General features: G+C 60.1%; 14 protein-coding genes and 1 tRNA gene. 11 read left to right on the top strand and 4 right to left on the bottom strand.

Annotated elements, in window-relative coordinates:
* Positions 1-1,409: 1,409 nt before the first annotated feature.
* The 7 genes from GRI34_RS12465 (at position 1,410) to GRI34_RS12435 (ending at position 9,351) form a co-directional block, all read left to right on the top strand.
* Entirely contained in the window at positions 1,410-1,685 is a 276-nt protein-coding gene (locus tag GRI34_RS12465) for a hypothetical protein (RefSeq protein WP_160596204.1), read from the top strand.
* Between the two features lie 325 nt (positions 1,686-2,010).
* Positions 2,011-4,767, top strand: coding sequence for a type I restriction endonuclease subunit R (locus GRI34_RS12460; RefSeq protein ID WP_234028316.1), 2,757 nt, complete (start codon positions 2,011-2,013; stop codon positions 4,765-4,767).
* Complete coding sequence (locus GRI34_RS12455) at positions 4,767-6,197, top strand: restriction endonuclease subunit S (protein ID WP_160596202.1); 1,431 nt, start codon at positions 4,767-4,769, stop codon at positions 6,195-6,197. Before GRI34_RS12460 ends, GRI34_RS12455 begins: the two co-directional genes overlap by 1 nt.
* Positions 6,194-6,658: a hypothetical protein gene (locus GRI34_RS12450; RefSeq protein WP_160596201.1), complete on the top strand. Its 465-nt coding sequence runs from the start codon at positions 6,194-6,196 to the stop codon at positions 6,656-6,658. Before GRI34_RS12455 ends, GRI34_RS12450 begins: the two co-directional genes overlap by 4 nt.
* On the top strand, positions 6,655-7,569 hold the full coding sequence (locus GRI34_RS12445; protein ID WP_160596200.1) for a DUF5655 domain-containing protein: 915 nt from the start codon (positions 6,655-6,657) through the stop codon (positions 7,567-7,569). Before GRI34_RS12450 ends, GRI34_RS12445 begins: the two co-directional genes overlap by 4 nt.
* Complete coding sequence (locus GRI34_RS12440; protein WP_160596199.1) at positions 7,569-9,032, top strand: type I restriction-modification system subunit M; 1,464 nt, start codon at positions 7,569-7,571, stop codon at positions 9,030-9,032. Before GRI34_RS12445 ends, GRI34_RS12440 begins: the two co-directional genes overlap by 1 nt.
* Positions 9,025-9,351, top strand: a complete 327-nt coding sequence (locus GRI34_RS12435) for a hypothetical protein (protein ID WP_160596198.1) — start codon at positions 9,025-9,027, stop codon at positions 9,349-9,351. The genes GRI34_RS12440 and GRI34_RS12435 overlap by 8 nt, the downstream gene beginning before the upstream one ends.
* Positions 9,352-9,528: 177 nt before the next feature.
* Here GRI34_RS12435 and GRI34_RS12430 read toward each other — a convergent pair.
* Positions 9,529-9,602 (bottom strand) — tRNA-Gln (locus GRI34_RS12430).
* 177 nt (positions 9,603-9,779) lie between these two features.
* Between GRI34_RS12430 and GRI34_RS12425 the strand changes: the two genes are divergently transcribed.
* Complete coding sequence (locus tag GRI34_RS12425) at positions 9,780-11,012, top strand: Ppx/GppA phosphatase family protein (RefSeq protein ID WP_160596197.1); 1,233 nt, start codon at positions 9,780-9,782, stop codon at positions 11,010-11,012.
* A complete protein-coding gene (locus GRI34_RS12420) occupies positions 11,009-11,671 on the top strand; it encodes an RlmE family RNA methyltransferase (protein WP_160596196.1) in 663 nt (220 codons plus the stop codon). The genes GRI34_RS12425 and GRI34_RS12420 overlap by 4 nt, the downstream gene beginning before the upstream one ends.
* 71 nt (positions 11,672-11,742) lie before the next feature.
* On the opposite strand, the gene GRI34_RS12415 is transcribed toward GRI34_RS12420, so the two are convergent.
* The gene (locus tag GRI34_RS12415; RefSeq protein WP_160596195.1) at positions 11,743-12,447 is read right to left on the bottom strand and encodes a c-type cytochrome; all 705 of its coding nucleotides are present in this window, start codon (positions 12,445-12,447) and stop codon (positions 11,743-11,745) included.
* Between the two features lie 133 nt (positions 12,448-12,580).
* Here GRI34_RS12415 and GRI34_RS12410 point away from each other — a divergent pair, with 133 nt between their 5' ends.
* Positions 12,581-13,474, top strand: a complete 894-nt coding sequence (locus GRI34_RS12410; protein ID WP_160596194.1) for a prephenate dehydratase — start codon at positions 12,581-12,583, stop codon at positions 13,472-13,474.
* A 57-nt stretch (positions 13,475-13,531) separates the two neighbouring features.
* Here the strand turns inward: GRI34_RS12410 and GRI34_RS12405 are convergent, their stop codons facing one another.
* Both GRI34_RS12405 and GRI34_RS12400 read right to left on the bottom strand, forming a co-directional pair.
* Positions 13,532-13,981, bottom strand: coding sequence for a hypothetical protein (locus GRI34_RS12405; RefSeq protein WP_160596193.1), 450 nt, complete (start codon positions 13,979-13,981; stop codon positions 13,532-13,534).
* Positions 13,982-14,179: 198 nt separating this feature from the next.
* On the bottom strand, positions 14,180-15,283 hold the full coding sequence (locus GRI34_RS12400) for an isoaspartyl peptidase/L-asparaginase family protein (RefSeq protein ID WP_160596192.1): 1,104 nt from the start codon (positions 15,281-15,283) through the stop codon (positions 14,180-14,182).
* Positions 15,284-15,394: 111 nt separating this feature from the next.
* Here GRI34_RS12400 and GRI34_RS12395 point away from each other — a divergent pair, with 111 nt between their 5' ends.
* On the top strand, positions 15,395-16,642 hold the full coding sequence (locus GRI34_RS12395; protein WP_325065221.1) for a mechanosensitive ion channel: 1,248 nt from the start codon (positions 15,395-15,397) through the stop codon (positions 16,640-16,642).
* The last annotated feature ends 3 nt before the right edge of the window (positions 16,643-16,645 follow it).

Raw genomic sequence — 16,645 nt, 5'->3', positions numbered from 1 at the left:
GGGCGGCTACAAGCCCTACCGCAACGAAGACGGAAGCCCCTACAAATTGTCCAACGCCGCTTCGTTCACGCCGAGCGATGTAGAGACTGACGGTGAGGGCAACATTCTCGCTGTCCCGCTATATCGCCGGAAAGATTGCTTCGGACGACCGGAAAGAGCGGTGCGGGGCGGTCTAGAGCGTGGTCGCCCTTTTGGACCAATCAATGAATACGGTGTGCCAAAGCGAGGGAAAACGAGGTGCGATCGCTGCCCCCTTTTCGATGCGTGCATGGACGTAGCAGACGAGCGTCTTCGATCGGCCCCAGAGGCTATGGCTGCTCTCGACGCTTGGTGGGTCAAATGCAAGAAGACGACAGGCTTCGTCGGGACCAACGCATCGTATGTTGGCATTAGGGGTATTCTTTGGCGTGCATTTCTCTCTGCGATCGAAGATCACGGTGGATGGACCACGGTTAACGATGATCAGATCAGGTTGGACGATCTGAACAAAAGGGACGAGATTAACCGCAAACGGCGAGAACGGCGGGCGGCTGACAGATTACAAGCTGACCTTGACCGACACTTCGGTAGGGACCGCCTCTCGGACGCGTTTTTCCAGGCTCTTAACGATGAGTGCGAACGCCGCGCCAGACACCTCAATCGCCTCCGTCAGGCGCAAGGGGCCCCGCCATGGATAAGGAAGCTTCCCGAGAAAAGTTGTAGGCGCCTCGCCAACGTCTGGTGGGCAATCGAGCTCATGAAGCAAACGGGGGAGCAACCCTCCGGGCGAGAAATCGCATCTTTGCTGGCGAAGGAAGGGCGCGCCGGTGGGAGCAGAATTACTACCCTACACGCCCGTATTTGCGAGGACCTGCGAAGCCGCCTGCCAAAACTAGAGATAGATCTTGGCAACGGTCCGATTTGGGGGATGTGGTCATTCGAGACCCCGTGAGAACGACCCCGTAGAATGCGCGGCATCGCATAGTGGCGGACCCCAAAACACCCCGTGGAATTCGTGGCAGCGAACTTTATCTATTCTCAGTCAACCCTCGCGAACGCCGAGGTAAAGACCAAACCGAGGAAGACGGCAGCGCGCAACGAGCAACGCGAGCGGAGCGGGGGTGTCTGACGAAGGTCGTTCCCTGAGCGCAGCGATGGGAACCTCATAGTCAGCGGTCCGATAGATTGGTCCGATAGATTGGCTGTGTGTCCCGCGCTACGCGCGAGACACTAAGGGGTGGAGACCCTCGCTTTGTCAGCCTTTCGCTACGCTCAAGGCTTCCGCCACTCCGCCCCCACCCCTTTCTTACCTCCGGTGATCACATCCAGAAGTGCCGCAAACTCATTTCCCATGAACCAAAGGTATTGCCCACCCGCAATCCATCAAAGCATCGATCATTGTGCAGACCTCAGCAACAAGAGGTTTTCAAATGAACATCTATCAAATCCAAGATCTCGAACTCGAACCCATCCTGATCATGACGGACAATCGGAAAGATGCCGTCGCGGAGTTCCACTTCGCAATCCTTCGTGCTTTCGGTTATCTTCCTACGATGAACTTCGCATTGTTCCAGACCGATCCTGATCTTCTACCTGAAACGAAAAGTCTGGAAGCTCTGATGGCAAAAGATCAGACGGGATTCGCCAATCTGTCGAGCAGTGGGTGGAAGCGAAGTCCTTTCGATGAAGAATGGCCGGATGAATGATGCATGGAGGAGAAAGTCCTAGCTTTTTCCTCTTCTGCTTACCCCTATGCTGCCTATCCGCCTGACCCCAAAACGGTCAGACACTTGCATCGAGTCAAGTTGCCGTAAACCTCAATCGCGCGAAGCATTGCATCGCGCCCAGTCGCTCGTTGCCGGCATTCCTGCTGCGCTTGCAGCCCACGAGGGCTTGGCGAAAATGCATGATCGTCAACTAACCTTAGGAGCTTTACACGAACTGGAATACCGCTTCGTGTAAAGCTTTTTATCGAAGTATCGCTCTGTATTGGTTGCCTATTGCTCTGGGCCGCGGCACAAACCTTACGTGATGTGGCCAGAAGCAGTAGCGCGAAAGAAGATCGACGAGCTGCTCGAAGCGGCTGGTTGGGTTTTGCAGGATCGGGACCAGTTCGACCGCAACGCCTCGCTCGGCGTGGCAGTGCGGGAATTTCAGCTTCCCGCTGGCCCCTGTGACTATCTACTTTTCATCGACGGCAAAGCGGCTGGTGTCATCGAGGCCAAGAAGACCGGCGTCACCTTGAGCGGCGTTGCCGAGCAGTCCGAGAAATACATGGCTAGGCTGCCGGACCATCTCGCGCGGTGGGACGATATTCTCGTTTATGATTACGAGAGCACCGGCGACGAAACCTTCTTCAGGAACATGCGCGACCCAAAGCCCCGGTCGCGACGTCTCTTCGCGTTCCACCAGCCGGCAACCTTGCGCGAATGGCTGCTCCAGCCGGATACTCTACGGGGCCGGCTGCGCAACATGCCCCCACTCATCAAGACAGGGCTGCGCGACTGCCAGATCGAGGCGATCGAGGGGCTGGAGAAGTCGCTCGCCGAAGACAAACCGCGTGCGCTGATCCAGCTCGCTACCGGCGCGGGGAAGACCTTCACGGCGTGTTCCTTCTCCTACCGGCTGATCAAGGAAGCGGGGGCCAAACGCATCCTGTTCCTGGTCGATCGCAACAACCTCGGCGATCAGACGCTGAAGGAGTTTCAGAACTTCCACCCGCCAGGTGCAGCGAACCGCTTCACAGACACCTACATCGTGCAGCACCTGCATTCCCACCGGCTCGACCCTGATGCCAAGGTCGTCATCACAACGATCCAGCGGCTCTATTCAATGCTGCGCGGCAGGGAACTAGATGCGGAGGACGAGGAAGAGTCCGCCTTCGAGAAGTGGGAAAGGGCTGACGCCGAGCATCCGCCGGTCGAATACAATCCCGACATTCCCATCGAGACCTTCGACTTCATCGTAACCGACGAATGCCACCGTTCGATCTACGGCCTGTGGCGGCAGGTGCTGGAGTATTTCGACGCCAGCATCATCGGCCTCACCGCCACACCATCCAAACACACGCTGGGCTTCTTCAATCAGAACCTCGTGGCCGAATACCCTTACGAGCGTTCCGTCGCGGACGGGGTGAATGTCGGTTATGAGGTCTACCGCATTCGCACCAAGGTGACCGAGCAAGGGGCGACGCTAGAGGGTCAGCCAGGCTTTCCTGTCCCGGTGCGTGACAAACGCACGCGCAAGGTGCGCTATGAGGAGCTGGATGCCGATCTCGAATATGAGGGCAAGGATCTCGACCGTTCGGTGGTCAACCCGAACCAGATCCGAACCGTGCTCCAGACCTACAAGGAGCGGGTCTTCACTGAACTGTTCCCCGGTCGCACCGGCGAATGGCTACCCAAGACGCTGATCTTCGCCAAGGATGACGCCCACGCCGAGGAAATCGTCCACCAGGTGCGCGAGGTGTTTGGTGAGGGCAACGACTTCGCGAAGAAGATCACCTACCGCAACACCGGCGAAAGCCCGAAGGAGCTGATCAAGGCGTTCCGCGTCGATCCCTTCCCGCGCATCGCCGTCACCGTGGACATGATCGCTACCGGCACAGACATCAAGCCGGTCGAAGTGCTGATCTTCATGCGCGATGTGAAATCGGAAGGTTATTACGAGCAGATGAAGGGCCGCGGGGTGCGCACCATCCCTGATGCCGACCTCAAGGCTGTCACCCCTGACGCAAAGACCAAGACCCGTTTCGTCCTGATCGACGCGGTCGGCGTGTCCGAGACGAAGAAAAACGCCAGCCAGCCCTTGGAGCGCAAGAAGGGCGTGAGCTTCGAGGCGCTGATGGAGCAGATCGCCATGGGGCGGCGCGATGAGGATGCCATGTCCTCACTCGCCGCACGACTGGCCGCGCTCGATCGCAAGCTCGGTGATGAAGACCGCCAGCGCATCGCCGAGGCAACTGGCGGCAGCACGCCGCGCGATCTGGCAAACGCGTTGCTCGACGCCATCGATCCTGACAAGCAGCAGGAGACCATCACCGCCGCACATGGCCCCATGGCATCGAAGGAGCAGGAAGACGCGGTGATCGAACAGCTCGCCAACACCGCCTGCCAGCCTTTCGACAAGCCCGCCGTTCGCAACCTGCTGAAAGACATCAAAGCAAAGACCGACATCGTCATCGACGAGATCACCACCGACGAGGTGATCAGCGCAGATTTCGACCTGAAACGGTCTGAAGAGACCATCACCAGCTTCAAGCAGTTCATCGAAGACAACCGCGACGAGCTGACCGCGCTGCAAATTCTATACAACCAGCCGCTCGGCAAACAGAAACTGACCTATGCGGCGATCCGAGAGCTTGTGACAGCGATGAGCGACAAGCCGCCCTACCTCACTACCGCCAATGTGTGGCAGGCATACAAGCGCCTGGATGCAGCGAGCGTGCGCGGGGCGCCGGTGGATGAACAGCTGACCGAGGTGGTCAGCCTGGTGCGCTTTGCACTAGGGCAGGTGGATACGCTGGATCCATTCTCCAACGTTGTCGAGCAACGCTTCAACCTGTGGCTCGGCCGCGAGAAGAAGGCGGGGCGTCATTACACACCTGAACAAGAGGAATGGCTGCGCATGATCGCCAGTTTCGTGGCCGCCAATGCGGAAATTGCGCCGACCGATTTCATGGAAGCGCCCAGCCTGTCCGATAAGGGCGGCATACTGAAAGCGCGTCAGCTGTTCGACCCACGCTTCATCGAGACGATGGATGAGCTTCAGACGGCATTGGTGGCGTAATGGACGACCATGAGCTTCCGGCTGGTTGGGCCGCTGCAACTGTTGATGATCTAGGCGAATACATAAATGGCTGCGCCTTCAAACCGACTGATTGGCACGACACCGGCACCCCCATCGTGCGGATTCAAAACCTCACTGATCCTGATAAGCGGTTGAATGTGACGCAGCGCGAGGTCGATCCAAAATATCACATCGGAAAGCGCGACATTCTGGTTAGCTGGTCAGCGACACTCGACGTGTTTCGATGGGGTGGCCCGCTTGCTTACGTGAACCAGCACATCTTCAAGGTCCTCCCAACGGAACACCTCGACGATCGGTTCGTGGAATTTGCGCTGAAAAAAGCGATCTCCGAACTGATCAACTCGGAGCATCTGCACGGCTCCACTATGAAGCACATCAATCGGAAGCCGTTTCTTGCTCACCCAATAAATGTCCCCCCCTTCCCCGAACAGCAGCGCATCGTCGAGAAGATCGAGACTCTATTCGCCGAGCTCGACAAGGGCGAGGAGGCGCTGCGCGAGGTGCAGAAGCTGCTCGCGCGCTACCGCCAGTCGGTCCTGAAAGCCGCCGTCACCGGAACCCTCACCGCCTACTGGCGCGCCGCCAACGGCCCGCCACAGGAAAACGGCGCAGACCTGCTCGCCCGCATCCTGAAAATCCGCCGCGAAACCTGGCAAGGCCGAGGCAAATACAAGGAGCCGGCGGAGCCGGACACCGCTGGACTGCCGGAATTGCCGGAAGGGTGGGTGTGGGCAACCATGCCAATGCTAGGTGAGTTTGGACGCGGTAAATCCAAACACCGCCCTCGGGGTGACCCCAAGCTATATAAAGGTGGCAAATATCCCTTTCTCCAAACAGGGCGAGTTCGAAACAGCTCTGGACGCATCTCGGAATACGACAAGCTCTACAGCGATTTCGGACTTGCACAGTCGAAGCTCTGGCCAGCTGGAACTGTCTGCATCACCATCGCAGCGAACATCGCCGAGTCTGGCATCCTCGAAATAGACGCGTGCTTCCCGGACAGCGTCGTGGGGCTCGTGCCGCATGAAGATATTGAGGGGTCCTACATCGAACTGTTCATCCGCACGGCCAAAGCAGACCTCGATCGCTTTGCGCCAGCGACTGCGCAGAAGAACATCAATTTGGACACGCTTAATAACGTCGCTGTCCCACTACCCCCTGCGGAAGAGCAGAAGGAGATAGCTGACAAGGTGACAACGCTGGTTGGCGCAAGCATGGTCATCGAGCGAGGGCTGGAGCGAGAACTGGAGCGGTCCGCAGCCCTTCGTCAGTCGATCCTGAAGGACGCATTCTCTGGCAAGCTCGTCCCGCAAGATCCTTCCGACCAACCCGCCGAAAAACTGCTCGAACGCATCCGCACGGCTCGTGCTGAAAAGCCCAAAGCCAAACGCAAGAAGGCGGCGGCATGACCAACTTTCAGCGCGAAGGTTCAGTCAGCAATGCGCACGTCGGGCGCGATTTCGAGTTGCTCGTCCAGAGGCTGTTTGCCGATCAAGGGGTGGAACTGGAGGCCAACCACCGGGTCCATTGCGGGCTGGAAATCACCAGGAAACTACATAGCTTCGATCTCGGCTCTGACGATCCGAAGGTTATTGTCGAGTGCAAGAGCCACACCTGGACGGTGGGAGGGAACATCCCAAGCGCCAAGTTAACGACCTGGGTGGAGGCAATGTTCTACTTCCACACGGCGCCTTCCGATTATCGCAAGCTTTTCGTTGTCGAGCGGAGCTTGCGGAAGGGATATGAAGAGTCGTTGCTGGGCTACTTCGCCAGAACGAAGGCGCACCTGATCCCGAGCGATGTCGAGCTTTGGGAACTGGACCCGGTGACTTCTACCCTGGCAGTTCACAAAGGAGCAGATTGTCGATGAGCGATCTGAAGCTATTCCAAACCCAAGCGGGGACCATGAGCGAGCTGGAAAGCTCATCAGCGCCGCTGGAGAAGGGCCTCCAGACGCAGTTTGAGACGAACCTCGAAACACTGCTCGGCGTGCGCTTCCTCGCCAGCGAATACGTCACCACCCATGGCGGACGCATGGACACGCTGGGTATCGACGAGAACGGCTACCCGGTAATCATCGAATACAAGCGGGACCGGTCCGAAAACGTCATCAACCAGGGACTGTTCTATCTCGACTGGCTGATGGACCACCGCGGCGACTTCGAGCTGCTTGTGCTCAATCGCTACGGTAAGGCAGCGGCCGAGCAGATCGAGTGGAGCGCTCCGCGCCTGATCTGCATTGCGGCAGACTTCACGAGGTATGACGAACATGCCGTCAAACAGATGGGCCGGAACATCGAATTGGTGCGCTACCGAAAGTTCGGCGATGACCTCTTGCTGCTCGAACTGCTGACAGCCGTTTCAGCCTCGGTATCGACCAAGGCGGCTTCGCCAACCAAGCTGGCGGGTGGCGGCAGCTCGAGCTACAAGACCGTCTCCGAATATATGGATGACATCTCGCCGCAGCTTGCTGAGCTCTTCTCGGACGTCGAGACCTTCCTGCTTGGCCGCGGAGACGACGTGACGAAGAAGGTCACGCGCTTCTACCTCGCCTACCGCCGGATCAAGAACTTCGCTTGCTTGGAGGTGCGCCCTACCCTTAACCAGTTAAAAATGTTTCTGAAGATCGATCCCGATACGGTCGATCTGGAAGAAGGCTTCTCGCGCGATGTGCGCAAGATCGGCCACTTCGGGACCGGCGATCTCGAACTCACGATCGGTTCACATGAGGATTTGGAGCGGGCGAAGCCTCTGGTCCTCCGCTCCTACGAGGAAAGCTGATGAGCAACGACCAACTCGTCTCTAAGGTTTGGAACTATGCACATGTCCTGCGCGATCAGGGCATCTCCTACGGCGACTATGTCGAGCAGATCACGTTCCTCCTGTTTCTCAAAATGGATCACGAGCGAGACGAACTGCTGAACGAAGTGTCGTCGATTCCGTCCGAATGGCGTTGGCCCGCGCTAGCCGGGAAAGACGGCGACGCGCTTGAGCTACATTATCGCCACACGCTTGAAGCTCTCGCCACGGCCGACGGCCTGATCGGCACTATCTTCCGCAAGGCGCAAAACAAGCTGTCCGACCCGGCCAAGCTGAAACGGGTCGTCAGCCTAATCGACAAGGAGGGGCCCTGGATCGGCCATAGCGTCGATGTGAAAGGCGAGATCTACGAGGGGCTGCTCGAACGCAACGCCTCTGAGGTGAAGTCCGGTGCGGGGCAATACTTCACCCCGAGGCCGGTGATCGAGGCGATCGTAAAATGTGTCGATCCCAAGATCGGCGAGACGGTCTGCGACCCCGCCTGCGGCACCGGGGGTTTCCTTCTCGCCGCCTACGACCACATGAAGGGGCAGAGCCAGGATCGCGAGAAGCTGCGCGATCTGCGACATAAGTCGTTCAAGGGCTACGACATCGTCGATGAGGTTGTGAGGCTCTGCGCCATGAATCTCTACCTGCACGGCGTGGGCAATGGCGGCAGCCCGGTCGAACAGGCAGATACACTGGCAAGCGATCCCGGCGAGCGCTTTGACGTAGTGATCGCCAATCCGCCCTTCGGTAAGAAGTCGAGCTACAAGGTCGTCGGTGAGGATGGCACCGTCACTAGTGAACGCGAAAACTACGAGCGTGAGGATTTCAAGTTCACCACCTCGAACAAGCAGCTGAACTTCTTGCAACACATCATGACGATCATGGAAGCGAATGGCCGCGCAGGGGTGGTGCTGCCTGATAACGTTCTGTTTGAGGCCAATCGCGTAGGAGAAGGGATCAGGAAACGTCTGCTGGAAGGCTTCAACTTTCACACGCTTTTGCGCCTCCCTACCGGCATTTGGTATAGCCCCGGCGTGAAGGCCAATGTCCTCTTCTTCGACAAGCGCCCTGCGTCAAAGGAGGCGCAAACGAAGGAGCTGTGGGTCTATGACTACCGCACCAATGTCCACAAAACGCTCAAGGCTAAGCGCCTGACCAGTTCCGACCTCGATGATTTTGTTCAATGCTATCAGGCTCGTGAAGAGACTGAACGCTTCCGGCGCTTCACCTATGACGAGCTGATCGAACGCGACAAGCTGAACCTCGATATCTTTTGGCTGAAGGACGACAGCCTAGAGGACATCGACAGCCTGCCCGAACCCGATGTGCTGGCACGGGAGATCGTGGAAAATTTGGAAGCTGCTCTGGAGCACTTCAGAGGCATGACCGAAGAACTGGAGACTGCCGCTAAGGAAGAGATAGCGCTGAATGAATAAATTGCTGGCTACTTCACTGTTTTTGACCGCGAGCTTGATGCCCGCAACACCGGCGATCTCGCAAACAGAACCGCAGGAGATGGATGCAGAGGTTGCCTCTGCAGTTGAGTCTGCAATTGCACGACTGGCCGCGCCTGATCTGAAAGAAGCCCGTCTTGACCTTTGCAGGAGCGCCACAAAACATACAGAAGATTGGCCTCAGCGAGTTCGGGCTCAGCTCAAGGGGAGGCCGCAGCTCGGCAGCTTTTCCCACGTCATGGAGGTCTGCTTAGCTTATCTGAACGGTCGACGAGACGCCTTGTTGGAAGTGTCTAATTAATCCTGCGCAAAACTCCAAAGAAACCCCGACATGATTCGTCATGTCGCATGTGTGTCGCACGGACTCGCCGAAAGTTTATGAGAACCCGCGGAATCCGGCGGGAATCAGCGGAAATCGGCGGTAAACCTTATCGGCGCCCCGGACAAACCATAACTTATTGAAATATATCAGAATAATTGGATGCCCCGTGAGGATTCGAACCTCAATTGACGGAGTCAGAGTCCGTAGTCTTACCATTAGACGACGGGGCATCATCATCACCGGCCATGCGCGAGAATCGCAAGCGATGCCGGGAGAGGAGGCGCACTTAGTTTCGCTCATTCCCAAGGTCAACCCTTGTGCTTGCCCCCAAGGCCTCTCGTCGCTAGCATCACGGCCAAGTCCCCGTGCGCGATGGTTCGTGCGGGAGGATAGAAAGAAGATACCCCATGGCGGATCAATCTCCGCCGGACAGTAAAAGGGGGCATGGGAGTAAAAGGGGCGGCACGTCCGGCAAGGTAGCCGATTTTCGCTACAAGCGCCCTTCCCGGCCCGATGGCAAGAAAGGCCGCAAGCCGGCCTCCCGCGCGGCGCAACCGCGTGCCGGGGAAAAGCCGCGAAATCCCTTCGACAAACCCCAACAGCAGCCGCAAGCCCGTCCGCACCAGCGCCGGCAGGCCTATGCCGCGCTCGATCTCGGCACCAATAACTGCCGCCTGCTGATCGCGCGGCCTTCGGGCGAGAATTTCACCGTTATCGACGCCTTCAGCCGCGTGGTGCGGCTGGGCGAAGGTCTTGCGGCCAGCGGCAAGTTGTCCGATGCCTCGATGGAGCGCACGCTTGCCGCACTGCACGTCTGCGCGGAAAAGCTGCGCCGCCGCCATGTCCACCTCGCCCGCTCGGTCGCCACCGAAGCCTGCCGCCGTGCCTCGAATGGCGAAGCCTTCATCGAGCGCGTGCGCGAAGAAACCGGCATCGTGCTCGACATCATCTCGGCGCAGGAAGAAGCGCGCCTCGCGGTCCTTGGATGCCATATCCTGCTGGAAGACGGGCCGGGGCCTGCGGTGATTTTCGATATTGGCGGCGGGTCGACCGAACTGGTCCTCGTCGAACCGAGCGGCGCGGTCCCGCGCATCCTCGACTGGATGAGTGTGCCGTGGGGCGTCGTCTCCCTTACCGATACGGTCACAGGGTCGGACGAAAGCCTCGAAACACGGCTCGACCGCTATAACCGGATGCGCCAGACTGTCCGCGACAGCTTCGCCGACTTCGCCAAGCGTATCGAAAGCCATATCGGGGGCGAGCACCCCATTCGCCTGCTCGGCACGAGCGGCACCGTAACAACCCTTGCAAGCCTGCATCTCGAACTGCCGCAGTACGACCGACGGGCAGTCGACGGGCTGATCCTGGAATCGCTGGCGATGCGCAATATCTCGACCCGCCTTTCGCGGATGAGCGGGCAGGAGCGCCAGCAACTGCCGTGCATCGGTGACGACCGTGCCAATCTGGTCGTGGCTGGATGCGCGATCCTGGAATCGATCCTCGATATCTGGCCGTCCGAAACGCTGGGCGTGGCCGATCGCGGCATTCGCGAGGGCATCCTGCGCAGCCTGATGGCCGCAGATGCCGACGGGGAGCGCAGCCGCGTCGCCCTGCAACGCATGAGGGAGCAGGACGTATGAGCCGTTCGGGCAAGGATCGCGATACGCGGGTGCGCACCGCCAAGAAGCGCAGCGAGTCCTCGACACGCTGGCTCCAGCGCCAGCTCAACGACCCTTACGTCAAACAGGCGAAGGCCGACGGCTATCGCAGCCGCGCCGCCTACAAGCTGATCGAGATGGACGAGAAATTCGGCATCCTGAAAGGAGCGAAGCGGATCGTCGATCTTGGCATCGCTCCGGGCGGATGGAGCCAGGTCGCACGCAAGGTCGTCCCCAAGGCCGATATCGTCGGCATCGATTTGCTCGAAGTGGAGCCGATCGAAGGCGTCACCATCTTCCAGATGGATTTCATGGACGACGATGCGCCGCGCGTGCTGGAAGAGGCGCTGGGCGGCAAGGCCGACCTCGTCATGAGCGACATGGCCGCCAACACTGTGGGCCACAAGCAGACCGACCACCTGCGCACTATGGGCCTTGTCGAGGCAGGCGCATGGTTTGCCGTCGAGAATCTGGAAAAGGGCGGCACTTTCCTCGCCAAGGTGCTTGCGGGCGGCACCGACAAGGACCTGCTCGACCTGCTCAAGAAGCACTTCAAGACTGTGAAACACGCCAAGCCGCCTGCAAGCCGCAAAGGCTCGAGCGAGTGGTACGTGATCGCGCAGGGCTTCAAGGGCGACTGACGCGGCGCCTGCGCCAGATACGAAAAACCCCGCCGGAGCGGGGCTTTCCTTAAAATCGCAATAGCGAAGGTTCAGTCGACCTTGGTCGCGCCTTCGTTGTCGCCTGCCGCATTGGCAGCGGGGACCGGCTGGTCCGCGCTCATCGCGCCTGCTGCTTCGGCTGCACCTGCTTCCGCACCTTCGACGGGTCCGGGACCTGCGCCGGGGGCATCTTCACCCTCGGCAGCGGCTTCTTCGACCGGAGCCGGTTCCGGCTTGGCCGGTGCGCCGCCATAGGTGGCCATGAATTCCATGACGTTGGCCCGGTCTTCCGGCTTGGAAAGACCGGCGAAGCTCATCTTGGTGCCGGCAGCAAAACCGCGCGGGCTCTTGAGCCATGCGTCCATGTTTTCCCACGACCATTGACCGCCCTTGTCGGCAAGGGCCGAGCTGTAGGCGAAGCCAGCAGCGTGCGAGCCGATTGCAGCGCCCATCACGCCGTAGAGGTTCGGGCCGATACCGTTCGCGCCGCCCTGGTCGATCGTGTGGCAAGCCGTGCACTTGGCGAAAACCTTTTCGCCGGCTGCTGCATCCGCGCTGGCCAGAAGCGTGCCGAGATCCGGCCCTGCTTCTTCGGGGCCAACTTCTTCGCCCTTGACGAAGTAGCCGAAGTCTTCGCCTTCGGGATAGCTGTTGTCGTCGGCGTGGAAGTACATTCCCGATGCGATCGACGCCCCGAGAGCGACGATACCGGCGAAGAGCACCCAACCGGAAGCGGTATTGAAACGATCGTCCATTGCTTGAAAGCCTGCAAGAATCCGAAAGGTCTGTGGTTGGGCGCCGCTCTAGTGCCCTCTCCGCGCTCGCGCAAGTGCAGGCTGCGCAATAGCGCTTGCGATAGGCACAGTCGCAGCTTAGCAGCACGGCCCCATGCGTAATTTCGCCAAGCCCGCACTCGCCATGGTCGATTCCATGCGCCAAGCCGCAGCAGCCCATCCGGAGCGCGCGATCGCGTTCGGCGGAGCGCCCGGTTCGAATTCGCACCAGGCTGCGATGCAGTTCGCGCCCGAAGCGCTGCCCCTGCCCTTTCTGGGTTTCCAGGATGCGCTCGATGCAGTGAAGACCGGTGCGGCAGGCTGCGCGATGATCCCGATCGAAAACAGCCAGCACGGACGGGTTGCCGACATCCACTTCCTGTTGCCGGAAAGCGGCCTGTCCATCGTGGCAGAGCATTTCATGCCGATCACCCATGCGCTGATGGCGACCGGCGAAGGTCCTTTCGAGGCGGCCTACAGCCACCCCCAGGCGCTGGGCCAGTCGCGCATCTACCTGCGCGAGCGCGGCATCGTGCCGATGAGCCACGCCGATACCGCGGGCGCGGCAGCTTACGTGGCAGAGGAACAGGATCCGACCATTGCGGCCCTCGCCCCGCCGATGGCAGCGGAATTGTATGGCCTCAAGATCGTGGAAAGCGCGGTCGAGGACGCGCAGGACAACACCACGCGCTTCGTGGTTCTCGCCAAGGATGCGCGCTCGGCAGACGAGCTGGCCGATGAAGAGGCCATGACCACTTTCATCTTCGAGGTGAAGAACGTGCCCGCCGCGCTCTACAAGGCGCTGGGCTGCTTCGCGACGAACGGCGTCAACATGACCAAGCTGGAAAGCTACCAGAAGGGTGCGAGCTTTGCCGCCACGATGTTCTATTGCGATATCGAGGGCGCACCCGGAAATCCCCGCGTCGATACGGCGCTGGAGGAACTGTCTTTCCAGTGCAATTCGGTACGCCTGCTCGGCAGCTACCAGCGCGCGCGCAAGCGCGGTTGAGCCGGGGAAAGGGCGAGCCGCTCGCAGGCAGCCCGCCCTCCCGGGGGGATTACTGCATCAGTCGCGCCAGACCAGCCGCTTGGCGAGGACATCGCCAAGGATCGTGCGATATTCGGCGCGGTTGCCGGATTCCGAATTCAGCTGGGTAATCGTGCGCTGCATCATCGCGCGTACTTTCCGGCCGCGTTCTTCGTATTCCGCATTGGTCGCGAACTGGTCGAAACGGGTGATCAGCCACAGGTCCGGCTCGCCCTTGCGGGCATGGGTGTTGCTCCAGATCTCGTAGCTTTCGATCCAGCCCTGTTCGACCGAGTAATCCATGTTCTTGCGCCATGCATCGGCAAGGTGGGTGGCGTACTTGTATCCGGCACCGTCATGGATATCGATCCCGGTGATCTCGATCCATTCTGCGCCGGTCAACGGATACTCGTCCTGCGCATGCGCCGCCTGCGGGACGGCAAAGGCCAGCGTGGATGCCAATACTGCGGTCTTGATAAGGTGCTTCATACCTGACTCCTTCTCAGTCGAGTGCTGCGACCCGTGAGTGGCGTCAGGACCATGCGGCCCTACAGTTTCTGGATGTCCCCCAACGCTGGGGGCAAGGTGCGCCTCAACCCGAGCCGAGTCAAAAGCGGAGACTAATTGCCTGATTCAAAATCCTGTTTGCGCTGGCCTTACATTGCCCTGCGTCGCTGCGACTCGGCGCTAGTCGTCGCCGTAGATCGCCACCTCGTTGAGCCCGTCGCTCGTCGCCCGGCCGCGGTACATGCCTGCAGTGTTGAAACTGAAAAGCGCGTGGCCCTCGGGTGTGACCAAGATGATCCCGCCATCGCCGCCGAGCTCTTTGACGTCGTCCATGACATCGTCGGCGACATCCTGCGCAAATCGGACTGGCATCTCAACTCCGGAAACAAATACGACCGCGTCCGGTCCCGCCGCCCGCGCAGCGTCCCACTCCGCGGCGCTGCGTGCCGCTTGGCGATCGGCCCTAAGCAAAGCACAGATTTCATGCGCCACACCGACGCGGATGAAGTATTCGCCCCAGCCGGTCGCCGAGACGGCGCAAGACCGGTTGTCGGCATAGGTGCCCGCGCCGATGATCGGTGCATCTCCCACGCGGCCCCAGCGCTTGCCGGTCATCCCGCCGGTGGAGGTACCCGCAGCCATATTGCCATTGCGGTCGAGCGCCACTGCACCGACCGTCCCGAACTTGAGGTCCACATCGAGCGAGGACAGCTGCCGCGCTTTCATCCGTTCCAGCGCCTCGCGCCGCCGTTCGGTGTCGAAATAGCTCGGCGGGACGATCTCGATGCCCTGCTCCACAGCAAAGTCCTCCGCGCCCTTGCCGGCCAGCATGACATGCGGGCTATCGGTCATGACCTTGCGCGCCAGCAGGATCGGATTGCGGATGTTGGTGACACCCGCCACCGCGCCCGCATCGCGGGTCGCGCCGTCCATGACCGAGGCGTCGAGTTCGTGGCTGCCTTCCCAGGTATAAACCGCGCCGCGGCCCGCATTGAAACGCGGCTCGTCTTCCAGCAGCAGTATCGCGGCCTCGACCGCGTCCATCGCCGTACCGCCTTCGTCCAGCACTTTCGATCCCGCATCGAGCGCTGCCTGCAAGGCGGCGCGGTGGGCCGCGTCTTCTTCGGGTGTCATATCCTCGCGCGAAATAGTGCCTGCGCCGCCATGGATGGCGAAGGACCAGCGCGTCTCGGCAGGTTCACTATCCTGGGCCGTCGCAGGAATCTGTCCGGTGAGCGCGAGAGCCGAGAAAACGAGGGCGAAGCGGGTGAAAAATCCTCTCATGCGAGAGTGATAGCAGGCAAAGTTATCCACTCCACCCCCCACGCGCTTTTTGTATGAATGCGTCATCGTGGTAGAGCGCGACGTTACGGAAACCATAAGGGGAGAGGTTTCGTGATTTTCGACAGATACAAATTCGACCAACAGGTCGCGATGGAGCTGGGTGAGAAGCTGCTTTACGCAGTCATCGCCCTGGTCATCACATGGCTTGCCGCGCGAGCGGCGAAATGGGCTTTCGCCAAGCTCGTCGACAATGTCGCATTCTTCAATCGCGGGACCGGCAACGGTGCCAGCCTCGGCGAATCTCTCGGCAAAATCGTGGGACTGCTTATCTGGCTGTTCGGCTTGCTCATCATCCTGAACATCCTGGAACTCGGCGGTGTCGCGGGACCAATCGACAGCTTGCTTGAGAACGTGGTCGACTTCGTGCCCAACCTGCTGTGGGCCGGCCTCATCTTCTTCATCGGCATGATGGTGGCGCGGATCGTACGCGATCTGGTTGTCACCACACTTCAGACGGTGGATTTCGACAAATGGGCCAATCGCGGCGGTGTGGACAATGTCACCGGCAATACCGCCATCAGCAAGACCATCGGCACGATCGTCTATGTCCTGATCGCAATCCCGGTCGCCATCGCGGCGCTGGAGCAGCTGGAAATCCAGTCGATCAGCGATCCGGCATCGGACATGCTGCGAATGATCTTCGCTGCCATCCCGAACATTATCGCCGCGGCGATCCTGCTCGGCATCGGCTATCTCATCAGCAAGTTCGTGGTCCAGATCGTGAAGGAGGTCCTGCCTGGTCTCGGCGTCGACAGGGCGCTTTCGGAAAGCGGGCTCGTTGCCGAAGGCACGACGGCCAGCGGTGTGATAGCGCGCATAGCGCAGGTGGCGATCATATTGTTCTTCGCTATTGCCGCCACCCGCATCCTGGGCTTTCCGGAACTGACCGGTATTCTCGACCAGCTGCTAGAGCTGGGCGGACGCGTGATCTTCGGAGCGGTGGTTATCGCCTTCGGCTTCCTGATCGCCAACATGCTCGCACGGCTTATCGCGGGCGATGCAGGCAATTCGACGGCAGCCACCATCGTGCGCTGGGCGACGATCATCCTGTTCGTCTTCATGGGCCTGCAGTTCACCGGCATCGGTGGCATGATCCCGGCCAATGCGCTGACGATCCTGATCGCAGGCATCGCGGTTGCAGGCGCGCTTGCCTTCGGCCTCGGCGGCCGGGACTGGGCTGCGCGCAAGCTCGACCAGATGGACGATGACCTGGCCGGCGGCAGCGCTTCTGCGCCCAAGCCCAAGCGCCGGAAAGCGGCTGCTCCCAAGAGCGACGATCCGCTGCCTCCGGGCGCATAAGCA

Origin of the sequence: Qipengyuania aquimaris, assembly GCF_009827445.1 — a bacterium.
Classification (GTDB): domain Bacteria; phylum Pseudomonadota; class Alphaproteobacteria; order Sphingomonadales; family Sphingomonadaceae; genus Qipengyuania; species Qipengyuania aquimaris.
This window is presented reverse-complemented; position numbering and strand designations above follow the sequence as displayed.

Coding starts and splice junctions, on each gene's coding strand:
- GRI34_RS12465 (WP_160596204.1), top strand. CDS start 1,410: ATGAACATCTATCAAATCCAAGATCTCGAACTCGAACCCATCCTGATC.
- GRI34_RS12460 (WP_234028316.1), top strand. CDS start 2,011: ATGTGGCCAGAAGCAGTAGCGCGAAAGAAGATCGACGAGCTGCTCGAA.
- GRI34_RS12455 (WP_160596202.1), top strand. CDS start 4,767: ATGGACGACCATGAGCTTCCGGCTGGTTGGGCCGCTGCAACTGTTGAT.
- GRI34_RS12450 (WP_160596201.1), top strand. CDS start 6,194: ATGACCAACTTTCAGCGCGAAGGTTCAGTCAGCAATGCGCACGTCGGG.
- GRI34_RS12445 (WP_160596200.1), top strand. CDS start 6,655: ATGAGCGATCTGAAGCTATTCCAAACCCAAGCGGGGACCATGAGCGAG.
- GRI34_RS12440 (WP_160596199.1), top strand. CDS start 7,569: ATGAGCAACGACCAACTCGTCTCTAAGGTTTGGAACTATGCACATGTC.
- GRI34_RS12435 (WP_160596198.1), top strand. CDS start 9,025: ATGAATAAATTGCTGGCTACTTCACTGTTTTTGACCGCGAGCTTGATG.
- GRI34_RS12425 (WP_160596197.1), top strand. CDS start 9,780: ATGGCGGATCAATCTCCGCCGGACAGTAAAAGGGGGCATGGGAGTAAA.
- GRI34_RS12420 (WP_160596196.1), top strand. CDS start 11,009: ATGAGCCGTTCGGGCAAGGATCGCGATACGCGGGTGCGCACCGCCAAG.
- GRI34_RS12415 (WP_160596195.1), bottom strand. CDS start 12,447: ATGGACGATCGTTTCAATACCGCTTCCGGTTGGGTGCTCTTCGCCGGT.
- GRI34_RS12410 (WP_160596194.1), top strand. CDS start 12,581: ATGCGTAATTTCGCCAAGCCCGCACTCGCCATGGTCGATTCCATGCGC.
- GRI34_RS12405 (WP_160596193.1), bottom strand. CDS start 13,981: ATGAAGCACCTTATCAAGACCGCAGTATTGGCATCCACGCTGGCCTTT.
- GRI34_RS12400 (WP_160596192.1), bottom strand. CDS start 15,283: ATGAGAGGATTTTTCACCCGCTTCGCCCTCGTTTTCTCGGCTCTCGCG.